Origin of the sequence: Corynebacterium amycolatum (genome assembly GCF_016889425.1) — a bacterium.
GTDB classification, from domain to species: domain Bacteria; phylum Actinomycetota; class Actinomycetes; order Mycobacteriales; family Mycobacteriaceae; genus Corynebacterium; species Corynebacterium amycolatum.
Map to the genome: position 1 here is coordinate 929,898 of NZ_CP069513.1, position 22,898 is coordinate 952,795.

The 22,898-nt window shown below is 59.3% G+C and carries 22 protein-coding genes; 6 read left to right on the forward strand and 16 right to left on the reverse strand.

Features of this window, described 5'->3' with window-relative positions:
- Window positions 1–29 precede the first annotated feature (29 nt).
- The 4 genes from I6J19_RS04065 to I6J19_RS04080 all read right to left on the reverse strand — a co-directional run bounded on the left by I6J19_RS04065 (window position 30) and on the right by I6J19_RS04080 (window position 6,190).
- On the reverse strand, window positions 30–881 hold the full coding sequence (locus tag I6J19_RS04065) for a L,D-transpeptidase (RefSeq protein ID WP_038626718.1): 852 nt from the start codon (window positions 879–881) through the stop codon (window positions 30–32).
- A gap of 112 nt (window positions 882–993) precedes the next feature.
- Complete coding sequence (locus tag I6J19_RS04070; RefSeq protein WP_038626716.1) at window positions 994–3,459, reverse strand: serine/threonine protein kinase; 2,466 nt, start codon at window positions 3,457–3,459, stop codon at window positions 994–996.
- Window positions 3,456–4,535 carry a glutamate ABC transporter substrate-binding protein gene (locus I6J19_RS04075; protein WP_038626714.1) on the reverse strand — a complete coding sequence of 360 codons (1,080 nt, stop codon included), beginning with the start codon at window positions 4,533–4,535 and terminating at the stop codon, window positions 3,456–3,458. The genes I6J19_RS04070 and I6J19_RS04075 overlap by 4 nt, the downstream gene beginning before the upstream one ends.
- Window positions 4,532–6,190 carry a hypothetical protein gene (locus tag I6J19_RS04080; protein ID WP_187402508.1) on the reverse strand — a complete coding sequence of 553 codons (1,659 nt, stop codon included), beginning with the start codon at window positions 6,188–6,190 and terminating at the stop codon, window positions 4,532–4,534. The genes I6J19_RS04075 and I6J19_RS04080 overlap by 4 nt, the downstream gene beginning before the upstream one ends.
- A gap of 135 nt (window positions 6,191–6,325) precedes the next feature.
- Between I6J19_RS04080 and I6J19_RS04085 the strand changes: the two genes are divergently transcribed.
- A complete protein-coding gene (locus tag I6J19_RS04085) occupies window positions 6,326–6,829 on the forward strand; it encodes an NUDIX domain-containing protein (protein ID WP_038626710.1) in 504 nt (167 codons plus the stop codon).
- Window positions 6,830–6,866: 37 nt separating this feature from the next.
- Here the strand turns inward: I6J19_RS04085 and I6J19_RS04090 are convergent, their stop codons facing one another.
- The 3 genes from I6J19_RS04090 to I6J19_RS04100 all read right to left on the reverse strand — a co-directional run bounded on the left by I6J19_RS04090 (window position 6,867) and on the right by I6J19_RS04100 (window position 8,830).
- Complete coding sequence (locus I6J19_RS04090) at window positions 6,867–7,184, reverse strand: hypothetical protein (protein WP_172954624.1); 318 nt, start codon at window positions 7,182–7,184, stop codon at window positions 6,867–6,869.
- A gap of 42 nt (window positions 7,185–7,226) precedes the next feature.
- Complete coding sequence (locus I6J19_RS04095) at window positions 7,227–7,790, reverse strand: MarR family winged helix-turn-helix transcriptional regulator (protein ID WP_016421518.1); 564 nt, start codon at window positions 7,788–7,790, stop codon at window positions 7,227–7,229.
- Between the two features lie 242 nt (window positions 7,791–8,032).
- Window positions 8,033–8,830 carry an exodeoxyribonuclease III gene (locus I6J19_RS04100; RefSeq protein ID WP_187402507.1) on the reverse strand — a complete coding sequence of 266 codons (798 nt, stop codon included), beginning with the start codon at window positions 8,828–8,830 and terminating at the stop codon, window positions 8,033–8,035.
- A 121-nt stretch (window positions 8,831–8,951) separates the two neighbouring features.
- Here I6J19_RS04100 and I6J19_RS04105 point away from each other — a divergent pair, with 121 nt between their 5' ends.
- Window positions 8,952–9,779 carry an RDD family protein gene (locus I6J19_RS04105; protein WP_222867038.1) on the forward strand — a complete coding sequence of 276 codons (828 nt, stop codon included), beginning with the start codon at window positions 8,952–8,954 and terminating at the stop codon, window positions 9,777–9,779.
- Window positions 9,780–9,825: 46 nt separating this feature from the next.
- Here I6J19_RS04105 and I6J19_RS04110 read toward each other — a convergent pair whose 3' ends face one another.
- Both I6J19_RS04110 and I6J19_RS04115 read right to left on the reverse strand, forming a co-directional pair.
- Complete coding sequence (locus I6J19_RS04110; protein ID WP_052155547.1) at window positions 9,826–10,998, reverse strand: N-acetylglutamate synthase, CG3035 family; 1,173 nt, start codon at window positions 10,996–10,998, stop codon at window positions 9,826–9,828.
- Between the two features lie 3 nt (window positions 10,999–11,001).
- Window positions 11,002–11,583, reverse strand: a complete 582-nt coding sequence (locus tag I6J19_RS04115) for a peptide deformylase (RefSeq protein WP_038626702.1) — start codon at window positions 11,581–11,583, stop codon at window positions 11,002–11,004.
- 195 nt (window positions 11,584–11,778) lie between these two features.
- Here I6J19_RS04115 and I6J19_RS04120 point away from each other — a divergent pair, with 195 nt between their 5' ends.
- The 4 genes from I6J19_RS04120 to I6J19_RS04135 all read left to right on the forward strand — a co-directional run bounded on the left by I6J19_RS04120 (window position 11,779) and on the right by I6J19_RS04135 (window position 15,136).
- Window positions 11,779–12,126, forward strand: a complete 348-nt coding sequence (locus I6J19_RS04120) for a DUF3263 domain-containing protein (protein ID WP_038626695.1) — start codon at window positions 11,779–11,781, stop codon at window positions 12,124–12,126.
- A gap of 42 nt (window positions 12,127–12,168) precedes the next feature.
- Window positions 12,169–13,113 (forward strand): LytR C-terminal domain-containing protein, encoded by a 945-nt coding sequence (locus I6J19_RS04125; RefSeq protein ID WP_222867037.1) that lies wholly within the window; start codon window positions 12,169–12,171, stop codon window positions 13,111–13,113.
- A gap of 224 nt (window positions 13,114–13,337) precedes the next feature.
- A complete protein-coding gene (locus tag I6J19_RS04130; RefSeq protein ID WP_038626693.1) occupies window positions 13,338–13,895 on the forward strand; it encodes a hypothetical protein in 558 nt (185 codons plus the stop codon).
- A gap of 17 nt (window positions 13,896–13,912) precedes the next feature.
- The gene (locus I6J19_RS04135; RefSeq protein ID WP_038626690.1) at window positions 13,913–15,136 is read left to right on the forward strand and encodes a glutamate--cysteine ligase; all 1,224 of its coding nucleotides are present in this window, start codon (window positions 13,913–13,915) and stop codon (window positions 15,134–15,136) included.
- 173 nt (window positions 15,137–15,309) lie between these two features.
- Here I6J19_RS04135 and I6J19_RS04140 read toward each other — a convergent pair whose 3' ends face one another.
- The 7 genes from I6J19_RS04140 to I6J19_RS04170 form a co-directional block, all read right to left on the reverse strand.
- The gene (locus I6J19_RS04140; protein ID WP_038626688.1) at window positions 15,310–15,660 is read right to left on the reverse strand and encodes a monovalent cation/H(+) antiporter subunit G; all 351 of its coding nucleotides are present in this window, start codon (window positions 15,658–15,660) and stop codon (window positions 15,310–15,312) included.
- Complete coding sequence (locus tag I6J19_RS04145; protein ID WP_038626686.1) at window positions 15,657–16,067, reverse strand: monovalent cation/H+ antiporter complex subunit F; 411 nt, start codon at window positions 16,065–16,067, stop codon at window positions 15,657–15,659. The genes I6J19_RS04140 and I6J19_RS04145 overlap by 4 nt, the downstream gene beginning before the upstream one ends.
- Window positions 16,048–16,701: a Na+/H+ antiporter subunit E gene (locus I6J19_RS04150; RefSeq protein ID WP_052155546.1), complete on the reverse strand. Its 654-nt coding sequence runs from the start codon at window positions 16,699–16,701 to the stop codon at window positions 16,048–16,050. The genes I6J19_RS04145 and I6J19_RS04150 overlap by 20 nt, the downstream gene beginning before the upstream one ends.
- On the reverse strand, window positions 16,701–18,404 hold the full coding sequence (locus tag I6J19_RS04155) for a Na+/H+ antiporter subunit D (protein WP_038626684.1): 1,704 nt from the start codon (window positions 18,402–18,404) through the stop codon (window positions 16,701–16,703). Before I6J19_RS04155 ends, I6J19_RS04150 begins: the two co-directional genes overlap by 1 nt.
- A complete protein-coding gene (locus I6J19_RS04160; protein ID WP_038626682.1) occupies window positions 18,394–18,909 on the reverse strand; it encodes a Na(+)/H(+) antiporter subunit C in 516 nt (171 codons plus the stop codon). The genes I6J19_RS04155 and I6J19_RS04160 overlap by 11 nt, the downstream gene beginning before the upstream one ends.
- Window positions 18,906–22,043: a Na+/H+ antiporter subunit A gene (locus tag I6J19_RS04165; protein ID WP_038629192.1), complete on the reverse strand. Its 3,138-nt coding sequence runs from the start codon at window positions 22,041–22,043 to the stop codon at window positions 18,906–18,908. Before I6J19_RS04165 ends, I6J19_RS04160 begins: the two co-directional genes overlap by 4 nt.
- A gap of 219 nt (window positions 22,044–22,262) precedes the next feature.
- A complete protein-coding gene (locus I6J19_RS04170; RefSeq protein ID WP_038626681.1) occupies window positions 22,263–22,817 on the reverse strand; it encodes a 2-isopropylmalate synthase in 555 nt (184 codons plus the stop codon).
- Between the last annotated feature and the right edge of the window lie 81 nt (window positions 22,818–22,898).

Here is a 22,898-nt window from a genome sequence, read left to right on the forward strand (position 1 = left end):
TCATTATTTCAACGCATCAGCGCAGGTAACTACCAGATGTAGACGCCGTCGCCGACCTGCAGAGTGTTGAAGTACATCACGGCATCATCGTGATTCAGATGGATGCAGCCGTGGGACATCTGATTGACCGAACCCTCGTGGAAAGCCTCACCGTCGTTGGTGAAGTACACAGAGAACGGCATCGGACCGTTGTAAGGAACCGACCACTCATCGCGGACCTTGCGGGTAACGCTCAAGTGTCCACGGGTGGTTTCGTAACCTGGCATACCGGAGGACATGGGCACCGGGCCGTAGGTGATGTTGCCGTTTTCCTGCAGCCAGGTCTTCTGGTTAGCCAGGTCAACGCATGCGCGGGCGCTCGGCGGGCACGGGTTGTTTGGCTCTGGGCGTGGTTCAGGGCGTGGTTTCTGCTCTGGCTGTGGAGCGGGGGCAGGCGCCGGCTCAGGCTGCGAAGGCTTGTCTTGGCCCTCCAGCAAACCGAAAATCTCGTTGACGACGCGGGTGGCTTCGGCCTTCTGCGCAGCTGGCAGCGGCAGGCTGTCGATGGCGTTCAGCAGCTGAGTTTTGACCTTGTCCGCCACCTGCTTGTTGTTTTCAGCGAACTTGAAGTTTTCATTGATTAGGGTGACGACCGAATCCGGCAGCTTCACCGAAGAGGAATCCAGAACCTCAGAGAGCTCAGGAGCAAGGTCGCCCGGGTTCAGAGTCGAGATCTCCGGCAGCTTGAGGTCCCGAACACTCTGGCTGAGCGACTGCAGGTCTGGGGAAACTGGCAGGGCAACGGCAGTGCCGGCCCCAATACCAAAGGCGGTGGTGAGAGCTGCAGCGCTGATGATGACACGCTTGGCGCTGCGGAAAGAGGATTTCGAGGAGGCAAACATAGAGGACATCTTAAACCACGAACGGCAATTCTCTCTTTATTCACCAATTCTGGGGTGGCGTTCACCCCACGACCGCATGTTTGACCAGGTTCAGTAAAGAGTTGGTACAGAGCTAACGCCAAGTTCGTGGCCGAATGAGATTTGCGATATCCACCAAGTTGTAGCGGTGTCGCGGAAACTGTGAAGAGCGCGCCAGCATCCGTAAGTCTTTTTCCAGTCCTTCACGCAGGCCAGCCACGGTAAAGGGCGCATCGAAAAGACCATTGGAGCTAGCTGCATGGTCGAGGTTCGAGCTGCGCAACCAGTTCAGCGCGGACGCCATCACGGCGATGCGCAGCTGCGGCATGCGCGGTTCATTTGTTGGTAGCTCCACCAGGCGACGCGCAGCACGGCGAATTCTCGATTCGGTCAACTCGGAGGGCATCCCGGAGGTGAGCATCAGAATCGTCGTCAAACGTGCCATGCGATGGTGGCGGGAGTTACCGGGAACGCGGTCAAGCTGGGAGATAGCCATTTCGTGTTGGCGCTCAGAGGCCAGCTGACGAGCTAGCCCGAAGGCGGAGGATACCGTCGTCGGGTTGGCCGCCCACACGACGGCGTAGAGACGCAGGGTGTTGAAACGAATTGTCTGAGGCGACAGGGACTCGCTGGCCCAGGCGGGGGAGAAGATTTCGGGCGTATCGGCAGCGACATTATCCAGCGCGCTGCTCAAGTTCGCGGCGGCGCGGGCGACAGAGGGCTCGAGGAGAGATGCGTTGGCGATGCCCAAGCGCTGTTGAATCAACTCGAGAGTCGCTGCCAGCGCCAACTTCGGGGCGGGCTCACCGGGAAGCATTGTCAGCACGTGGTGGAACGAGGTGAGGGCATCGTTGAATTGGTCGAGAAGCAGATAAGTCACGCCCTCGTACCAGTGGTAACGCCAATCGCGCTGCAAGCGTTCAGAGACATCGCAGAGGCTGTCGCGGGCCTCATCAATTAATCCGAGGTCCAGTTTCGCACGCACGATGCCCAGCGGAATTTCCACCGAAGAACCATACTCGGGTTCGGACAGTGCGTTGGTCAGTGTTTCGATTAGTTCGTTGGGTTCCGTAAACGACGAGGCGCTCAGGATGCGCGCACCCGGATCTGTCGGGTTAATCAGTGGCACAGGCAGCGCGAAGGTCACTTCTTGCGGAGTGATTTCCACGCCGCGGGTGATGCCGTCGACAAGCTGGTCGGTGCGGAACACCAGGTGCTTGGTGCCGTACGTGGAACGCTGCGGCGAGAAATTCGACACCGCCTGTGGGAATTGCACGCCGTCGCGCACCGCCAGAATCTCGCGCAATACGCCGATGAGCTGCACACTCATCTCTTCGGCAGAACCGAAGCGAGCCTCCGGATCTTCGTGGCAAGCGCGCAGTAGAAAGCGGTAGAGCGAGTAAAAACGGCGGAACAGAGGCTCTTCGACAGGTGAGGGCAGTCCCGGATCGTAGACGCCGTTGGTCGCCGGCAACTTCAGAATCAGCGAGGCCAGCGTGCGGCCGACAGTGTAGATATCACTGGCAATCGTCGGTCCCGTCGTAGCAATCTCCGGCGCCTGGAATCCGGGCGTGCCGTAGATATGGCCGTAGGCGCCGATGCCGGTGACCGCGCCAACGTCGATAAGCGTGACATGGTCTTCGCTGAGCAGCACGTTGTCCGGCTTCAAATCGTTATAGACAACGCCGCGCGAGTGCAGGTAATCCAGCGCGGGTAGTAGCTCCAGGATGTAGCCAATCGCCAGGTCACAGGGCATGACGCCGTCAGGGTAGCTCCGTCGCTGTTTGCGTAACGACGGGCCGCCGACGTACTCCATCACAATGAAGCCGGTGGCGCTGTTGGCGTCCGTCTCATCGATGAAGTTGATGATCTTCACAATTCCCGGATGCGAGATTTCCGCGAGGAACTCGCGTTCTGCCTGGACTACGGCGAAATCCTTCTCGTTTTTCGCTGCCATCATGCCCTTGAGCACGACCCAGCGATCCGAGACATTGTGGTCAATCGCCAGATAAATCCAGCCGAGACCGCCGTGGGCAATCGGGCCCACAATTTCGTACTGATCCGCCACGATATCGCCGGGTTTCAGGCTCGGCGTCGGCTTATTCGTCGCGCGAATCTTCTCATCACTCATTACTGCATCGCGCGGATCCTGCGTTGTGATGTACGGCAGGTGCACCATGCCGTCGGCGACGGTGCGTCCACGGTGCGCAGTCGATCGCTTCCGGCGAAAGTCCTCCAACGCTTTCCGGTGCGAGGCCATCGACGGATCTGGTGTCTGGGTGCCGGGTTCGGTCGTCACGCTTGACGACGAGCCCCCGCGCCCCAACAATTCGGCGATATCGAACTCTTCGTCATCGTCATCATCGTCCGCAAAAGGGTCGAAGGCGACAGCGGCAGTGCCGGGCGCTTGTTCGTCGTCTTCATCGGCGAATGGGTCGAAGGCGACGGCCTGAGTGGCAGCTGCCTCTGCCTCTGCGTGAGCATCCTCCTGGGGCGCTGGCGTGTATTGCGGATGCTGGGCTTGCTGGGCTTGCTCGGAGTACTGGTTTTCATCGCTCATCGGTTATCCACCTCGCCTTCTGGAGCAGTTTCCGGTGTGGGGGAGATTCCAAGTATGTCTTCGTCGTCGCCGTACTGTGGCGATGGCTGTGTACCGCTTGGCAGGAAGGGGCCGAACCAGGTGTCGTAGAGGGACTGCCAGGTGCCATCGGTTGCCATACGCTCCAGGGTCGCGTTGATTTGGCGAACTAGGCCTGGGTTCCCCTGGGATACACCGGCCGCGTAGCTTTCCTCGTTCAAGCCCCGCTGGACAATCGCGGTGGCCGGATCTTGGTCGTTGATACCAGCGAGGATGGTGTCATCGGCAACGACAATCTCTGCCTGGCTGTTTTGAAGTGAAATGAGGCAATCCGACCAGTTGCCGACCAACAGCAGCGTATTGTTCGGCGAGAGCCGTCGAATCAAATCCTCGGTAGTAGATCCCCGGGAGACGCAGATGCGACCGTCCTTGACGTCCTCGGGGGAAGCATCGCCACCCGGTGAAGAGACGAGAACTCCAGCTCGTGCTGTCAAATACGGTGCGGAGAACAGCACCTTTTCGCGCCGGGCATCGGTGACCGTCATAGTGCGCAAAACGACATCGACGGTGCCGTCTTCGAGTGCGGCGGTGCGTTCGTTGCTGTCGACGAACCGAAACTCGACAGCATCGGGATTGTCAAAGATGTCCCGGGCAATCTCCTGTGCCAGGGATACCTCAAACCCCGAAAGCTCTCCGGTGCTGAAGTCGCGGAAGCTGAGCAGGTTCAATGATTGGTCAACACCAACGATGATGCGACCGCGCTGGTAAATCTCCGGGATTCGCTCTTCCGGCGTTTGGTCATCGGGGGCGAGTGTGGACAGATCTGGCGTGTTGGCTTCTGTCGCAGGCTTCCTCGAGGAGGCTTTGTCGTAGAACGCGCCCGGTGGCAGGGGAAAGTCACCGGTGGCCTCCAGGATTGTGCGCGAGTAGGGATCGTCGGCAAGCGAATCGGTCGCGCAGGCACAGACGGTGAGGCCCGCGACGGCGAGTGCGCCAAGGACGGCTCTGCGCCGCCAGCCGGCGAGACCGCGGAGTGATGGGGAGAACGGAACGATCATAGGTACTCCAGAAGCCGGTGTCGGAAGCCGAAAACAACCAGAACTGCCGCGATGACGGTCAGTGTAACCGTGGCGAGGGACAGTGCCGCGATAGCGCGACGGGATCGGTCGAGGTTCTCACGGGCGGTCAAGCGGGACTCGGCGATGGAATTCTGTAGCGACTCATCGACCTGGTTGAACGCAGCCGCCGACGAGCTGGCATTATCCACATCGGTCGCGATGCGAACCGCACCGGCGTAGTCGCCTGAACTCAAGTGCTCCATCATCAGGTTGTGACCGGACTCCCAGCTGTAGATACCGTGGATGGCGGCTCTGACATCGTCGTCCGGCGCATTGGCGTCCACTCTTTCCAGCTCGTCGACCAGGGTGCGCACCGACTGCGAGAAGGACTCCGCATCCGCGGGCTGACGGCGCACTAAGCCGAGGGTTTCGCTGGCGCGTAGCTGCTGGGCATCAATGCGCACTTCGGTTAGGGCATGAACATCCGGGCGCTGCTCTCCGAAGAGAGAGTTGGACTGCCACGGCTGAGTGGTGGCAATTCCCACACCGACAAGCGCGATGGCCATCAGCATGGTTGCACCAAACAGGCCGACGTTGAATAGTCGACCGGTGCGGCGAGTCAGCCACCACTGCGTGATTAGCAGCATCAAAATTGCCGCTGCCAGGCCTGACATCGGAAAAAGAGGCGGCTTTGATAGTTGGCGCTGCTCATCATTAGTGGTGGTACTGGTGCGTTCGTAGAGCGATTTTGCAGCTGGCAGAATCTGGACCTGCATCAAGTTTGAGGCAGAGGCGAGGTACGCGACACTGACGGGATTGCCCTGGCGCGCATTCGCGCGAGCTGTCTCGACCATGCCGGTGTAGACCGGCAACAGCCGCTGTACAGTCGCGATATTCTTCATCTCTGGGGCATCGACGTTTTCAATGCCCGTAGCTGCGCGGGTAGCGGACATGGACGCTTGTGCGATGACATCGTCGAAGTTGCTGACCAAGTCCTGGCTGCTGTTGAGTGTGCCGCGGGAAAAGGCGGTGTTGGCCGACGCATCGGCAATCGTCAGCGAGGCATAGAGATTCTGCGAGGCATTGGCCATCGGCTCGCTCAGCTGCGAAATTCGGGTGAGCTGCTGCTGGCGTTGCGAGGTTGTTTGCCACATGGATAGGCCGGCGGCCAGAATAGCGACGATGAGGATGAGGGCGACTGTGGTCAATCGGCCCGGCGACGTCATCAAAAATGACGCTGACCGGCGCACATACGTGGCCGACGGGCCGAGCTTGTCATAGAGACGCTCACCGAGAAAACGTGTCAATCTCCGGTTGCGCGGGCCAATTTCCAGGGCATCCACGCGCAGGTCGGTATCACGCGGAGAGTCTGCTAGGGCTGTTGGGGCTGCGGCCGTTGCTGGGGCATTAGCCGAGGACTCTGTAGTTTCCAGAGCAGTTGATGGTGCCGCACTCTCGGTAGCCGGGGTGGTGTCGGGAGTATCTTTCGATTCCTTTGCCGCCTGAGCTGCAGTGTGTGTGTCTAAGCTTTCGCCACCGGGAGTGGTGCGACCGCTGAAACGAGTTCGGCGTGGAGCACGATTCTTGCGGTGGAATGGGTTTCGGTTTTTGTCGTGGGCACGGGAATGAGGCGCACTTGAAGTGGTTTCACCCATGTGCACGTGTCCTTCCGACGTGACCGAAGTCGCCTGCGACAATCTCTCCGCTCAGAGCAACGTTAGTTCCTTGCAAATCTTAGTCGCTCGGGCTTGTGACGGAAAACACAAGGGTATCTGGCGTAGGGTGGAGACATGCTTCAGGATGGAAATGGTTGGGCAGCCGGCCCCAGCGGTACGCGCTGCTGGGGACGCTTCGGAGCTGCAGGGCTGCTGATTGTGAGCCCTCAGCGCACTGTGCTTATGCAGCATCGAGCTGACTGGACATCGTTCCCCCTAACGTGGGGTGTTCCTGGTGGGGCTTGTGATTCTCATGAGACTCCTGAGGCGACCGCGCTGCGTGAAACGGCTGAGGAAACTGGGCTGCTGGAGCATCAGCTTCGCATCCTCGACACGCAGGTCACCACCGGTCCCTTCCCGGCCGATCCGGATCGCCCCGAGCTCGCCGGCGGCTGGAAATACCACACGGTCTACGCACTAGCTGCCGAAGAGCTGGAGACGAATCCGAACGAGGAGTCCCTAGAGTTGCGCTGGGTTCCGCTTGACGACGTCGACAGCCTCGATCTGCTGCCGCCTTTTGTGGAATCGTGGCCCCGGGTGCGCGCGCACCTCGAGAAACTGCTGGAGGCCCTTGACTAGGTGTCGGCTTCGCACCTACCGGCGCTCCCTGCGTCGACTACTTGGAGTCGGCAACTGCTGCCGCGCCAGCGGCCAGCGCGGTGACGGTTAGGACGGACGGCCATGCGCCAATCTTCTTAGCCAGCGGGTGTGAGAGGCCGAAAGCGCCGAGGTAGGCGGCCACTAGGCCAGCGGCTCCCAGGGCGCCGGTCTTTGCGTTCCAGGTGCGTGCTGCGTATGCGCCGGCGGCACCCAAGATGACGCCACCGAGCGGACGAATGCCTGTTTCGCGAGCGGTGAGCCAGCCGCCGATGAGGCCAGTGGCCACGAGCGGAGCGGTCTTTACGTCTTTTGCCTTCTTCAAAGTAATAGCCATAAGCATCATCGTACCTAGTAAGAAGGGCTTGGCGGCGCGCTTTTAGAACGGCTCCTGGCGGCGCTGGTGCTCCTCAACATAGCTTTCCGAGTGCTCCGCCAGCTTCAGTAGCGAAGGCAGTGCCTTAATTAGCGCACGAACGTCCTTTTGCGACATTGTCCGCACAATTTCGTACACCAGCGCACCCCAGTGGTCGATAAGTTGCTCCAGCAGCGTCTCGCCATCGCTGGAGACATAGAGGTTCTGCGCACGGCGATCCTTTGCATTGTTCTCGCGTTCAATCAGTCCGTTGTCGAGTAGACGGCGAACTGTTGCCGAAACGTTGGATGGGCGTAGGAAACGCAGGCGTGCAATGTCGGATACGCCGCAGCCCGGGTGGGTTGAAATAAAGTGCAGTACTTCCATTTCCGACTGGGAAATGTCCATCCTGGCATTCGGGCGCTCACCGAGGCGGCGAGTCGACGCAAGGAAGTCATACAGGCCGATGGAAATCTTCTGCACGCTTTCGCGCAGGGATTCATCGGACTCAGTCGAGTCATCCGCGGTGGGGAAGCCGCTCGCTGGCTCCGGGGTAGTGGTGCGCTGAGGGGAGCGTGCAGAAGTCATGATCTTCCTTCCCGACGTAATGAATTGATGTTCTGATTAAACACCTTATATCGTCGAAATAACTTTCTGTGGTGAAAATTTGTAGATTGAACAAAAAGTTAGGCTCATAAGTGTTGTGCGGGTGCTTTATCGCCCATTTCTGCCCCTGATTTTAGGGGCTGGCAGCAAAGACTCCGCTTTACGACGGCCCCAGCGACACCCCCTAGCAGGAACTAGGCCTACGCGCTTTTCTGCCCGTTTATCTACACTTCGTAATCCACAATCACCGGAGCATGGTCGGATGCGCCTTTGCCCTGACGCTCTTCGATGTCGATGAATCCGGCGGACGCCTTTGCCGCGAGGTCGGGGGAGGCGAGCTGGAAGTCGATGCGCATGCCCTCATCCTTGAAAAAGCGGCCAGCCTTGTAATCCCAGTAGGTCCACTGGTTTGGGGTGAATTGGCGAGTCACTTCCTTCATGCCCGCCTGCTCCAGCGCATAGAAAGCTGCGCGTTCAGGCGGTGTGACATGTGTTTTCCCTGCGAAGGCTGCCATTGACCAGACATCGCCGTCGGTCGGGGCAATGTTGAAGTCGCCGCCCATCATGAAGGTGGCCTCCGGGGCGTCGTCAAGCGTGGCGATGATGTGCTGACGGAGCCGCTCCAGAAATTCGAGCTTGTACTCGAAGTGCGGGTCGGTGATGTCGCGGCCGTTCGGGATGTAGAGGCTATGGACGCGCACACCACCGCAGGTAGCGGCGATATGGCGGGCCTCCAATGCGGGAGTTGCGTCGGGGTCCTTGTTGAAACCGGGCTGACCGGGGAACTCTGCCTGGATGTCCTCAAGGCCGACGCGGGAGATGATGGCAACGCCATTCCACTGATTCAGGCCGTGGTGGGCGACTTGGTATCCCAGCTCTTCAAAAGCAGCGGTGGGGAATTGGTCGTCCTTGCACTTGGTTTCCTGGACGGCCAGGACATCAATGTCATTCCGGCGCAGCATTTCCACCATTCGGTCGAGGCGAGTTCGAGCCGAATTGACGTTCCAGACACAGATTCGCATATCAACGATTGTAAAAGGGGAACGAAACGGCGGCCTTATGCGTTGAACAAAGCAGTGACAAAATAAGCGGACAAAAGCGAACAAGGTGGGCGGAAGCCCGGTAGGAAAGGGAGTTTCGAGGTTGGCTAACTGGGACGATCGCCGTTACGGCGGCGAGTACAGTCCGACGGATTACCTGGGTAGTAGTGGCAGGAACGTTTATCGGGAACACGACGCATATGCGGCGTACGATGCGGCAATGCCGTATCAGGAAGTGCCATATCCGGTAGCAAACATTCCGGTCGGCTATGAAAGCGGGTACCCCGCTAGCTATGGGGCGTCTTCCTTCGGTGCGCTCAGTGCTAATCCCAAAGTCGCGCCGCTGACCGCTCAAATGGCGGTACACCTCGGCTTTGACCCCAATCTGGCCAATGGCTCAGTGGCACGTCGTGGTGGTGCGCTGTTGGTGGATTCTGTCATCTACACTGCATTGATCGCCTCCATTGCAGTTCTCACTAGCATCGTGGGGGCATCGGACAGCGGCGTAATGGTGATGCTGATCAGCCTCTTCCTCGGTCCCGGTGGTTTTTACCTCTACCGCGTGGCGGGGGACTCCATCTTCGACGGGTCGCCGGGTAAACACGCCATGGGCATGAAAATCGAAGGTGCACACGGGATGCCAGTCTCAGCCCGCGATGGTTTTGTGCGCAATGCCTGGATTCTGCCGTCGATGATTCCGGTCGCCGGTTGGTTTGTCTCTGCGGGCCTGGCCGGCTGGATTGCAATGGCTGCCTCACGTGATCCACTGGGGAGAGGTCGCCATGAGCTTTCGGTCCACACCCGTGTGGTGGAAAAGCCGGAGACGCGCGAGCTGCAGCGCGGGCAGCGCCGCATGGACTATCGCATGGGCAGCAAAGAGCAGCAGGGCAAGCAGCTGAAGCGGATTAAAGGGGTTAAGCGCGGGAAGTAGGGCGATTAGGGCGAGCAGGGCAGGGCCGAAACGTGAGCCCCGAAACCTAAGCCTCTGTCAGCTCCGCATAGCGGTGCCGGTGGTGTTCGGTAAAACCGAGTGTCCGGTATAGCGCAATGCCAGCCTCATTTGAGCCCAATACCTGTAGATATGCCGAATCTGCCCCGTGTTGTGCGCCCCAGTGCATCATGTGAATGCCAAGCAGCGTGCCTAGTCCTCGGCGGCGCATATCGGCTGCGACTTCCACAGCGGAGAACCCGAGCCATACACGGCCGTCGTCCGATTCGGTCAGCGTGCCGCGCGTAATGGCTACCGTGCGTATGCCTTCAGGCGCATTGTTGTCAGGCACTTGCAGGCGTCCGAAGCACATGCGGCCATCAATTTCATTGCGCAGGAACTGCAGCGCATGCTCAGGCAGCGTAGTACCACGGAAATGGTAGAGCCCCAGCCAGTCGTCGTCAGGTTGATCAGCGATATCCACCTGCACGTCTGCAAGCTCGACGCTGTGCTCATCAAGCACCTGTTCGGCGCTGTGCTCATCAAGCACCTGTGCTGCGCCGTCCGATTCAGCTGCCAATTCAGCAGGCGGCAAATCCCCATCGAGTGCGCGCGTCATAACCGTAATGTCCGGCCCGACCGTCCACTCCGGCCCCGCGACCAGTGCCTGTGCCGGTTTGGCGATTCTATCCGGAATCGCAATCCGCACCGGCAAATCGTGGGAATCGTAAAACGACTTAATCTTCTCCAACGGCACCGGCTGAGTGCTGGTTCCGGGTTCGAGCGGCAGCGCAGAGTTGGAACGCTCCGTAATGCCATCGCCGGCTCGCAGCAGCCAGCCCGACTCCACCACATGCGCGATACCCGGGAAGGCCTTCGCTGTCGCAGTTTCCACGGCGCGAATATCCGAATTGCGCACCGGATGATCCGGCAGGGCCTTCACAATCAAAATGTGCTTATCGCTAAAGTCCACCGCTGCCACGGATTCGTCGGCACGCACGCCAGCACGAACCTGCGGACGCACGACGAACGGATCCATGCTGAGCACATGCCCAATGACGTCCGTAGTCTTCTTGCCGCTGGTCAGCGCCTCTTCATCGGTCAGCGCGCGCCGCACAATGACACGACGTCCCACCGCCACTTCACCGACGCCCCAGCGGGAAATCGGTAGCTTCTGTGCTGCACTTTCGCTTGCCGACGACTCCAATTGCCTATCCGCCACGATCTAATCCTCGTGGCCGAACGGGTCTGGATCCACGCCCGGCATCCAGGTCAGGCTGCCCTCGGTCCAACCGGCGCGCTTGATTTCCTTCTTGGCCATGCGCTTCCAGCGGCCCGTGAGACAGTCGGTGTAAAGGAACCCATCCAGATGGCCGACCTCGTGCTGCATGCAGCGAGCGAGGAAACCGGTGGCCTCGATGCGGACCTCTTCGCCGTTTTCATCCAGGCCGGTGACGACAGCCTTCTCCGCGCGGTTGGTGGGGAAGGACAGGCCGGGTACAGAGAGGCAGCCTTCGTCATCGGAACCGTCGTCGTTAGGCATGGTCTTCGGGATTTCACTGGTGGTCAGCACCGGATTGATGACGCAGCCGCGGTGCCAGACGTCGTCATCATCGGGGCAGTTGTAGACGAATAGACGCTTGCCGACGCCCACCTGGTTGGCAGCCAGCCCCACACCGTGGGCGCGGTCCATGGTTTCGTACATGTCCTCGATGAGCTCACGCAGCTCGGAGATGTCCTCGGTTACCGGCTGGGTAGGAGTGTGGAGAACGGGGTCTCCGGCAATCACAATGGGACGGATAGTCATGTCGATGATTCTACTCGGCGTCCATCTTTTCTAAATCGCCTGGTGATGTCTGAGTTGTGCCAGGGAGTTGTAGGTGGGGCATAGGTGAGGCTGAGTGGCTGGGCCATACTATGTATCTTCACTAAGTATCTGCATAAGTAGTGTCGTGCGGAATAGAAAATCAGGGCGAGTGAGAAGGAAAGCGGGGTGCGGAAAATGGTGAGCAAGAAACCCATAGGCGGCAGCCACGAACCTGAGACCGAGCTGCGGCCTGACTCATCCGAGCATCTCGGACTCGCGGGCGATACCAGCGGCATTGAACCCGTTTTGGCGCAGAAAATGCTGGATTTTGAGAAAGAATGGCTGAAAGTTGCCCGCCGTGGGCCGCGTATGGCCGGTGCGCGGCAGGAGGCAATTCGGCGTCGCTTTGCCGAGGACTTTGGAAACAACACAATCCGCTACCACCAGGTACTTTCTCGACTTCTCGACTCTCCGGCAGCCGAAGCAGCCGAACCCGTGTTGGTTCATCGGCTGCGTGCCGTGCGGGATAACCAAGACGCATAAGGTTCAAGTTTCACTTCACGGTTCGGCGGCAGAACATATAGGATGTGGGATGTGTCTGACCAACTAAACCCTCAGAATTCGCCGCGTCCGGGCCGTCATCGACTCGATGACGACTTCGACGACTTTGATGAGTACAGCGATTACGCGGAGGCTCCCGCTGCTGGCGGCGCTCATGCGTACTCCGAGCCGTCGGATGCTCAACACACAGCGCCAAAATCTGCGGCTCCCGCCGCTGGCGCAGCCGCTGCTGGTGCCACCGCTGCTGGTGCCACCGCTGCCGCCACTACCGGTGCTGGCTCTCGGGCTGCTGCTAGCAATTCCGCAGCTGCTGATGGTGTTGATGACGGCGACATCGGCGACGGTGCCGGTGATGGCCGCTACATGCGCGTTCTCGCTATCGTGCTGCTCGCTATCGGCGTGTGCCTGGTCGCCTACGGTGCCTACGCACTCAGCACACGTGGCGACGATGCCGAGAACACCGGCCAGAATGACACCTCGGCATCCGCTCCGGCTGACTCTGGTGCGCCTGCTGACTCGGCCAACGGCAGTGATCCGGCAAAGGATGGTGCTGCTGGAGACGGTGACGGCGAGGTTCCGCCGCCGCCACCGGCAAATGAGCCAGGCAAGCCGGTTCCTCCCTCAGAGAATCCACCGGCACAGGACGAGGCCAACGAAGCGCCACAGATTGACCGCAAGACTGTCAAGGTCAGTGTCCTGAATAACTCTGAGGTCGTGGGCCTCGCCGATGACCTGTCCAAGCAGATGGGCGAGCAGGGCTGGGGCGCCGGTGAGACCGGTAACGCTCCTGAAGAGGAGATGGGTGTGTGGGAGAAGACTACCGTCTACTTCGACCCGAGGAACGAAGAGGAAAAGGCCGCCGCTGAGCAGATTGCGCACGACAACGGTTGGGAAGCCGCACCTCGCGATGACCGCCTCCGGGACGCTCCGGCGGGAATCGTCGTGGTCGCAACTGATCCGGCTCACTAGACTCCCGGCCCACCGGACTTCGGTTTCTCACTAAGGTTTGCGGCCTAAGCGTCAAGACCTGCCGCCGTGGTACGAAGCCTCCCCATAGCTTTCCAAGCCCCGCGTAAGCCATACATTTCATGGCTTACGCGGGGCTTTTGCATATTTTGCAGTCTCAAACAGATCACGGTTGAAAAAGGGGTACTAGTATTCTGCTAGTAGCCAGTGAGATCTGTGAGGTTTTTATGTTCGCCGTAAAGCGTCGTCGCGTTGCTGTCGCCACCGCGTTGGGTTGTGCTGCAACACTGTTGGTTTCCTGCTCGGGGGTTGAATCCAGCAGTGACAAGGACGGGAACGCGGACGCGTCGACAAGCACTGCGCCAGTGAGCGTAGATCCGGCTGCACCGAAGCTGACCGAGCGCGTCAGCGCCTATAACTTCATCCGCACAAACGACGACGGATCAATGAAAATGCTGGCAACTGTACAGGTCATGAGCGCCAAGGGATGGATGGGCCTTTCCGACGAAAAAGGTCAGTTCACTACCTTGGATAAGGGCAAGTACACAGTGCAGGCACGCGGTGCATCTGGCTGCAGTGGCATCGGCAGCCCCGCAACCGAAGGGTTGGGTGTCATCGGCGAAGTGCACGTCGATGACAAACGGAATGCAGATGTCTGGAACGTTCCGTCCAAGGTGGATGAAGACAGTTTCACCACAGTTGCGCTTGTCGATTCCAACGGTGACCTTGCCTCCTGCGCAAAAACCGTCACCTGGACGGAGCCAACTGAGGAAAACGACTCCTAGTGTGAAAAAATAGCGGTATGACTGAGCAATTTTCCGGATCGGCGCAGCCATCTCTGGGAGTGGAATGGGAAGTGGCGTTCGTTGACCGACGAACGCGCGACACCGCCCCCGCTGCTGCCGAGGTGCTCGACATCATCGATGCGGAGCATCCCGGACATGGGCTCCAGCGCGAGTTCCTCGCCAACACAGTGGAGCTCGTCACCGGTGTGCACATGAACGTGCCCGATGCCGTAGCGGAGCTCCAAAGCCAGCTGGACAAGGTTCTCGATGCCGCTGACCGCGTTGGGGTGGATGTGTGGTCATCGGGCTCGCATCCGTTCGCCCGCGGTACTGCTCAGCAGGTCAGCGCTAAGGGGCACTACTCCGAAATCATCAACCGCACTCAGTGGTGGGGCAATCAGATGATCATCTGGGGAGTCCACGTCCACGTTGGCATTAAGGACTCCGAACGCGTTTGGCCGATCATTCAGGCCCTGGCAACGAAGCTGCCGCACATGTTGGCGCTGTCTGCCTCCTCACCGGCCTGGAACGGCGAGGACATGGGTTACGCTTCCAACCGAAGCCTGCTCTACCAGCAGCTTCCCACTGCTGGTCAGCCGCCGGCGATTTACTCGTGGCCCGAGTGGGAGTCCTACATGCACGACCAGTCCCGCTCCGGCGTCATCAACCACACCGGCTCGATGCACTTGGACATTCGCCCAGCATCAAAGTACGGCACCATTGAGATTCGTGTCGCTGACGCTACCTCTAACCTGCAGGAACTCGCCGCTATCGTGGCATTGACGCACTGTTTGACGGTTTACTACGACCGCATGTGGGAGGCTGGCGAGGAACTACCGTCGCTACAGTCCTGGCACATCGCCGAAAACAAGTGGCGCGCCGCCCGCTACGGCATGGACGCGTTGGTCATCGTCAATCGTGATACCGACGAGCGGTGGGTTCGCGATGAACTCCGTGAGCTTGTGGTTCAACTCGCCCCGCTTGCCGACGAACTGGGCTGCCGAGCCGAACTGGAATTCGTCAACAACATCGTGGAAATGGGCGCGGCATACGAGCGTCAGCGCACTGTGGCGGATGCGGCCGGGGCGCTGCCTTCCATGGCTACCGAGGACGACGTACGGGCGAACGAAGAGCGCATTGGCCACACCCCGTGGCGAGCCGCCGTGGATCTTGCGGTGCAGGAACTGCGCGCCGGGCATCCGATAGCGCCTGCAGATTTCCACGAGCAGATAGACGACTAGCCGTCGTTAAGCGGTGTGTGCCCAGACAAAAATTAGTGACTAGGCCTATAGCACTTTTGGGGTGCATAAACCTAGCCACTAACTGAAGAAAGGCGCCCCCCCCCTGGGCGGCCCCGGTCGAACCCGGTTCCGCTCCAGGTCGGGGTCCAATCTTGACGGGGAGTGTCCTCTCGTTATTCCCGGCTGTCATCGCGGGCGAGGCTGTCCTCGTCGACGAGCCTCTCCTTGAACGCCTCGTGGCCAACGCGGTTACTAACAATTGGCGATGTACCCAGAGCAAACAGGATAATCAGGGTCAACAGAGCCAAGTCACTACTAGTAGTTGTGTGAGCTGACGCGTGCGTGGCGACGTGTAAAAGCGAACCCGACAGCGTCAGAATTAGCCCCAGCGTTTGTGGCTTGGAGGATGCGTGCATGCGACTGATGGTGTCGCGGAAGCGTATTAATCCCACGGACGCTGCAACGCACAGTAGCATTCCGGTGATAATGAGTGCGATGGCGATAATGTCTGCCACGAGAATCATTTGGGCTCTCCCTTCACTGTTTTCGGAGCTGCTGTCGGTGTTGCCTTAGGCGCTGCTTTCTGTGCGGTTTTCTTTGTGGCGGCCTTTCCGGCTGCTTTCGCCACACCCTTTCGGGAGCCCTTCGCGGGCTGCTTTCCGTCATCCGGAACACGGAACTTGGCGACCGCCAGCGAAGACAGGAAACCGAGCAGCGCAATGATGAGCATTGGGTAGACCACCGAAGTGTCCAAGCTCCAGGCCATGAACGCAGCGAGCATGCCCTGCAACATTGCAGTCATGGACTCCAGGGCCACCAGGCGGTCCAGCGAGTTTGGTCCTGCGATCATGTGCCCGAGGGTAATCATCACCGCAATGAAATAGCCTGCAGCAGCTACGCCGAGCAGAATGTTAAAAACTTCCGGGTTCATCGACTGCTCCTTTCTCCCCTTTTTCGCTGCTCGTTTCGCCTTGCTCGCGGCTTTTCGCACTGCTCGGCTGCTCTTCGCCAGAGCCTGGCTTAGTCGGTTGCTCATGTACATCGCGGTTCTCAAACGCGCGAATCACCCGTCGCTCGATTCGGGTCAGCTGGTTGATTTGTTCAGCTACCTTGCCTGTCGACGAAGCGTCGAGAAGATGCATGGTCAGCGTTTTTTTTCGCTTATCGATGTCCACGATGATGCCGCCCGGCTGCAGATTAATTAGTGCCATTGCAGTCGTGAGCGAAATATCGTCATTGGTCCGCATGGGGACCTTGATAATGGCAGTCGGTGGCGGATCATCTCGTCGGATGGCCAGCCAGGCGACACTGATAGAGGCCTTCACGAAGTCGATTGTCCAAGAACCGAACAGTCGCACCATGCCACCGAAGTTGATGTCCAGTGCGCTGCTTGGCGGGATAGGCATGGCGAGGTTCAGCAACGTGGCTACAAGGATTCCCGAGAGCACATTGGCAAATGTCACCTCGCCCCACAGCATGACCCAAATAATCACTGTGAATAAGAAGAGCAGGATTGAAATACGTGGTGGTCGCTTTGCAGCCACCTTGGCGCGCGCTTTACTCATCAGCTTTCACCTGCTCCTTCCAGCGTGCTGGTGGCACGTTCGGTCGCTGAATCCGACTTCCATGGGCTCTTGGTGCGGCCTGGGTTTTCCAGCTGCTCCAGGCCCTTGTCATCGGCCGAGTCGATACCGAGGACCGCTGCGCGGTACTCATCAACATTCGCGACGTTGCTTGCCGCTTCGGTAGCCACATTGGACAGTGGCCCGGCCAGAACGGTAACCCCCACAGAGGCAATCACCAGCAGGGCCGTCGGCATCACCATGCCGAGTGGCATCTTGCCGACGTCGTCACGCTCTGCGATAGCAACCATCTGAGTCCTTTCCCGGAGCGCGGCTGGCTGCGCAAGCACGGTGTCGCCCTCGGGGGCGTCGGAACGGTCGCGCCAGAAGGCCTTCGACCAGACAAGAATCATGGTGTAGAGGGTCAGCAGGCTGGTGATGATAGATCCCGCAACCAGAATCCATGCGGTGGCGGATCCGTTCTGTGCGCCGGCCTCAATGAGCATGACCTTGCCCAGGAAGCCTGAGAACGGCGGGATACCACCGAGGTTGAGCGCGGGCACGAGGTATAGCAACGCCAGCAGCGGCGACGTCTTGGCCAGACTACCGAGGCTGCGCAGGGAGGACGAGCCCGCCTGGCGCTCGATAAGCCCGACCACCAGGAACAATGCCGTCTGCACCAGAATGTGGTGGACGATGTAGAAAATCGCGCCGCCGAGTCCCAGCGTATTGCCGACGGCAATACCGAAGATCATGTATCCGATGTGGGATACCAGCGTAAAAGACAAGAGACGTTTGATGTCATTTTGGGCCATGGCACCGAGAATGCCCATGAGCATTGTCGCTAGGCCGGCCCACATCAGGACGTCGTCAAGCCTGCCGTCTGGGAAAACGACACTGCGCGTGCGGATGATCGCGTAGACACCCACCTTCGTCAGCAGCCCTGCGAAGACCGCGGTAACCATCGACGGTGCGGTGGGGTAGGAGTCTGGCAACCACGCCGACAGCGGGAACACTGCTGCCTTCACTGCGAAGGCAACGAGCAGCACTGCGAAAATCGCGGTGCGGGTGCCATCGGGGATGTCCTCCATACGCAGAGAAATATGCGCGAAGTTCACCGTGCCCACCGCTTGATAAACCAGGCCAATCGCCAGCAGGAACACCATCGAGGACAGCATGTTGACCATCACATACGACACGCCTGCGCGCGTGCGTGACGACGATGCCCCCAGCGTGAGCAGCACGTAGGAGGCTACGAGCAGAACTTCGAAACCGACATACATATTGAACAGGTCGCCAGCCAAGAAGGCCATTGAGACGCCCATGTTGAGCAGCATGTACGTCGGAACGAAGACGGAGATCGGCTCATCTTCGTCACCATCGCTAATACCCTGGCCGATGCCGAACCACATCACGGCAAAGAGGACCAGCTGAGAGACGGTAATCATCAACACTGCGAGGTTGTCGGCTACGAGCGTGATGCCGATTGGTGCGTCCCAGCCACCCACCTGGACAGTGTGGACGCCGTGCGCGTAGATGAGATACACCAAGGCGCTGGCGACTCCCAGCAGACTGCCGAGCGAAAACAGCGCGATCGCCTGCTGTGCTTTGGGGAAACGCGCCAGCAGCAGAGCAATTGCGGCGGTGGCGGCGGGGACGATGATAGGCAGCGGAATTAGTGCGAGAATTAGTTGCTCAGTCGTCATCGTCGTCACCTCCTGGGGAGTTTGATGGCGGGGTCACGGGCTTTTCGAAACTGGCCGGACCGAAGCTATCGCCGGCCTCTGTGGGTCGACCGGTGGTGGGGTCGTCGGATTTGTCGTGATCCGGAGCAGCTGATGGGTCGCTGGCCCGACGCATTGCCAGGCTGCGGTCCTCGTGGTCATCTTGCACGTGATCGCCGATGCGGTAGCGGTGCTGGCGATAGAGCAGAGCCAACAGGAATGCGGTCATGCCCATGGAAATAACAATCGCGGTGAGGATGAAGGCCTGAGGCAGCGAGTCGGCCTGGGCATCGCTGACTAGCGATTCTCTATCCCAAATCGGTGGCTGCCCCGGGGAACCGGAACCAAGCAGGATGAGCAGGTTGATACCGTTGCCCATCAGCAACAGTCCCATGAGCATCCTTGTCAACGAACGATCGAGGAACAGGTACACCCCTGTAGCGATCAGTGTGCCGACAGTAGCTAGCAGAACAAAATTGAGAATCACTGGTGAGTGTCCTTTCCTTCGGTCCTAGCTGGGGCTGTCGTTTCTGAGGCCTCTGAGGTGGCTGTGTTGGCAGAGCCTGCGGGTTTAGTGCCGGCAGGTTTAACGCTTGCGGGGTTAGCGCCTGCGGACTTAACACCTGCGGGCTTAGCCGCCGCCAACTTGCTGCGCAGCTGGCGGGACTGGCCGAGTGCGGCTCGATTCACACGACGTGAACGATCGCGCTCAGCGCGAAGGTTTATCTGAGCATCGATGCCACCGCCCAAACTGCGCAGGATGTAGACAATCGTGCTAACCACAATCATGTACACACCCAGATCAAAGAGCATGGGGGAGACAACAGTGACATCGCCGAGCAGCGGAATTTCCCGCGAGCCATACGTAGAAGTTAGCGGTGCCCACCCCACAAACAGTGGCCACAACGCGCTGAGTGCCGACACCAGCAGACCGCCGCCGAGAAGTATCTCGTTAGGAATCGGCAGAGTTGCCGCCAACTCACGACGACCACCGATGAGATAACGCATGGTCAGTGCCAGCGCAGCCACGAGACCACCGGCGAAGCCACCGCCGACATCGTTATGGCCGGCAAAAAAGAGATAGAAGGAAACCACCATCATGGCGGGGAAGAGCACGCGCGATGCCACCAGCACCATGATCGGGTAGCGCAACCGCTCGGCTTCACCGGACTCATCGAGAGTGTTCAACCAACGGTTGGTGCGGCGAGCTCGATTCCGCTGCGGCTTAATCTTTGAACGCATATGCATGGTATGCGTGCGGAAGACCAGTGAGGTAATCCCCAGAGCCACCATCACCAGCACGGTGATTTCACCGAAGGTGTCCCAGGCGCGGATGTCGACAAGCAGTACGTTGACTGCATTCTGGCCGTGTCCAATATCGTGCGCCAGCGGCGGAATGTCACCCGAGATTGGCTCAGTACGACGGGAGCCCATGGCGTAGGCGGCCAACACGGGAACCGTGACACCGACTGCAATGGCCAACCAAGCACGGTGTCGTGTCCACCTCGGGTTCGATGCCGGTGCCCGCGGGGAGAGCGTACGCAACACCAACACGAAAATAATCATTGAGACCGTCTCAACCAGCAGCTGCGTCAGAGCTAAGTCAGGTGCGCCGAACATGGCGAAGATAATGGCCAAGCCGTAGCCGGTCACGCCTACCAGGATGACTCCGGAAAGCCTGTTCTTCTGCCGGGTAGCGGCCAGCGCCGCGATAATCATGATGAGCGCAACTGCACCCTGCGGAGCTGAGTCCCACAGTTCCATTCGCAGCTCATCGCGCTCGCCGAGCAACAACGCACCGATGGACAGCACGATGAGGGTCAGCAAAATGACCGCTTCATTTAACGGGAGGGAACCACGCTGGGTCGCAGCAGTGACACGGAGAGAAAGACGGCGGGCCAAGTCCAGGATTCCGTCGTAAAGCGCATCGGCACTACCGAGAGCCGGTTGATCAAACTGCAGCTGACGCACCAGATTACGCTGCCAATGCATGATGGCACCCGCGAGCAGAATTGTGGCCGTCAGCGCCAGCGGAAGGGTGAATCCGTGCCAGAGAGCCAGGTGCGATTCTGCTTCCGTATTCGGGAATGCGCTGGTGAGGTAAGGCGAGATAATCGAGTCGAGGACGCGCGGAACCAGGCCGAAAACCAAACCTGCCAGCGCGAGCAGCCATGCCGGGCCAATCTGATCCCAGGTCGGGGAATCCATCTCGGCGACGGCAGGAGAAGTGCCACCACCGCTGGCGTGCGTGCTGGACTTGGTCGCAAAAGCGGCACGCAGTAGGTACAGAGAGTACGCCACGGTCAGAATCGATCCCACGACCAGGCCAATGGTGGTGAACACCGACGGCATTCCGTGCAGCGGCTCGGCATTGAGCGTGGCCTCCAGCGCCGCTTCCTTCGCGACAAAGCCGAAGAACGGCGGCACACCCATCATCGAGGCGGCAGCGAGAATCGAAATCACCAGCAGCTGTGGCGACTTTTTGCCCAGCCCGGAGAGCTTACGGATATCGCGCGTACCAGTCAGCCTGTCAATCGTTCCCGCGATCATAAACAGCGTGGCCTTGAACATGGCGTGGCCGAGAGTCAGCGCCAGGGCGGCCAGTAGCGTCGCGCGGGTGCCTATCGACGCTACCGTGATGATGAATCCCAACTGGCTGACAGTGCCATACGCCATGATCAGCTTGAGATCCTTCTGGCGCAGAGCCATCCAGCCGCCCATGATCATGGTCAAAAGGCCGAGCGGGATGATGATTGGTTGCCACGCGCTGGTGGCGTTGAAAGTTGGCGCGAGGCGGGCGACCAGGAACACACCGGCTTTGACCATCGCTGCCGAGTGCAGGAAGGAAGAAACCGGGGTAGGGGCAGCCATTGCGCCGGGCAGCCAGAAGTGGAAGGGCGCGATAGCGGACTTAGAAAGTGCGCCGATGACCAGCAGGATTGCTGCTGTGGAGACCGCCGTGGAGTTTAGCTGCGACGTGGTCAGCGCGCCAGGTGCTGTGAGGTCGGAGAAGTTCCAGAACCCGGTGGTCACTCCCATCAGGACGATACCGACCAGCATGATTAGCCCGCCAAGTGTCGTGACCAGGAGCGCCTGCCCTGCTGCGCGACGGGAGGAAGCTCGCTCGGCATAGTAGCCCACCAGGAGGAAGGAAAGAACCGAGGTAATTTCCCAGAAGACAAACATCAGCATGATGCTGTCGCTGATGACCAGGCCGTACATAGCCGCGGCGAAGGCAACCATCTGGGCTGCGAAGGAGCCTATGCGACGGCGTTTTCCGGGCGGCGGATTGACGAAGTATCCGGAGCAATACACCAGTACGAGAAAGCCGATGGTCAAAACCAGTGTGCCGAAGAGCGATTCAATAGGGCCTAATCGCAGGTTTACATCCAAGTGGATAATGGGCATCCACGAAAAATGCGTGACGGCGGGTTGCGTGATTGCGGAAGTTTCCCCGTTTGCATTCGCTAGAGCTAAGCGAACCAGATGGGCACCGGTGTAGATAGCGCCACCTGCCAGAGGGAGGCTGAGAACGAGGAACCCGCGGGTTCCGAGCCACTTAATCGTCCATGGTGCAATCGCTGCCGTAAGGAACAGGATGCACAGGAGGGAAGTCACCATTCCATAATGAATGGAACCCACCGGTTCATGCAACCCCGTTTTAGGGATTTAAGTATCCAAAACGGGGTTAACCGAGTGTGAGAAAATGGGAAATTTTTTCCGGTGTGGTGAAAATTCGGGGGTGAGGATTTGGGTATTTTTTGGGGCTTGGCAATCGACTGCCAAGCCCCAAAATCGGTGCACTTCTTACTCGTGCGCTACTCGAATGTCACCTGCGCATTAGCCATGCAGGCGGTTAGCAGCACAGACCAAAGCGGAGAGCACAGAAGCCTCCGGAGTCTGGCCAAAGCCCATGGTCCACACATGGTCATTGTTGTGGCCTGCGTAGACAAAGGTAGCCGTAGCTTCGAAAATCTCGAACTGGTGGAATTCCACGATTTCAACGCGGTAACCTGCATCAGCCAGCAAGTTGGTGCAAGCCGACACCGGCCCCATAGCGGTGATTTCCTGGGTGAAAGTGCGAGTGTGGCCGTCCTTGTCGGTCAGCGACAAATCAGCGTTGAAGTTCCAGCGGCCCAGGGTGCCACGGGTTGCCTCGAAATTCTTGATTTGGACTGGGCCGTTAGTGGGGGAGTAAGTGTCCTTGAACTTCTGCCAGTTCATGCCACGGGCTTCCTGCCTCAAGCCACGAGGCAGGCGATGTCCGAAGCGAGCCCTAAACGGATCGTCGGAATAAGTTCGCACATTGCCATTGTCCTGGTGCTCCAACGAAGGGCGCTTGCCCGTGAAGGTCGTCGAAGTGGACATATTCTTCTGGGTGCGAGTGGAAAACATTCTTTTCTGGTCCTTTGCTTAATTGCTTTGCTGTGAGTGGCGGACCAACCAAGTGCTTCGAGAAGTTGCGGCCAGAGACCC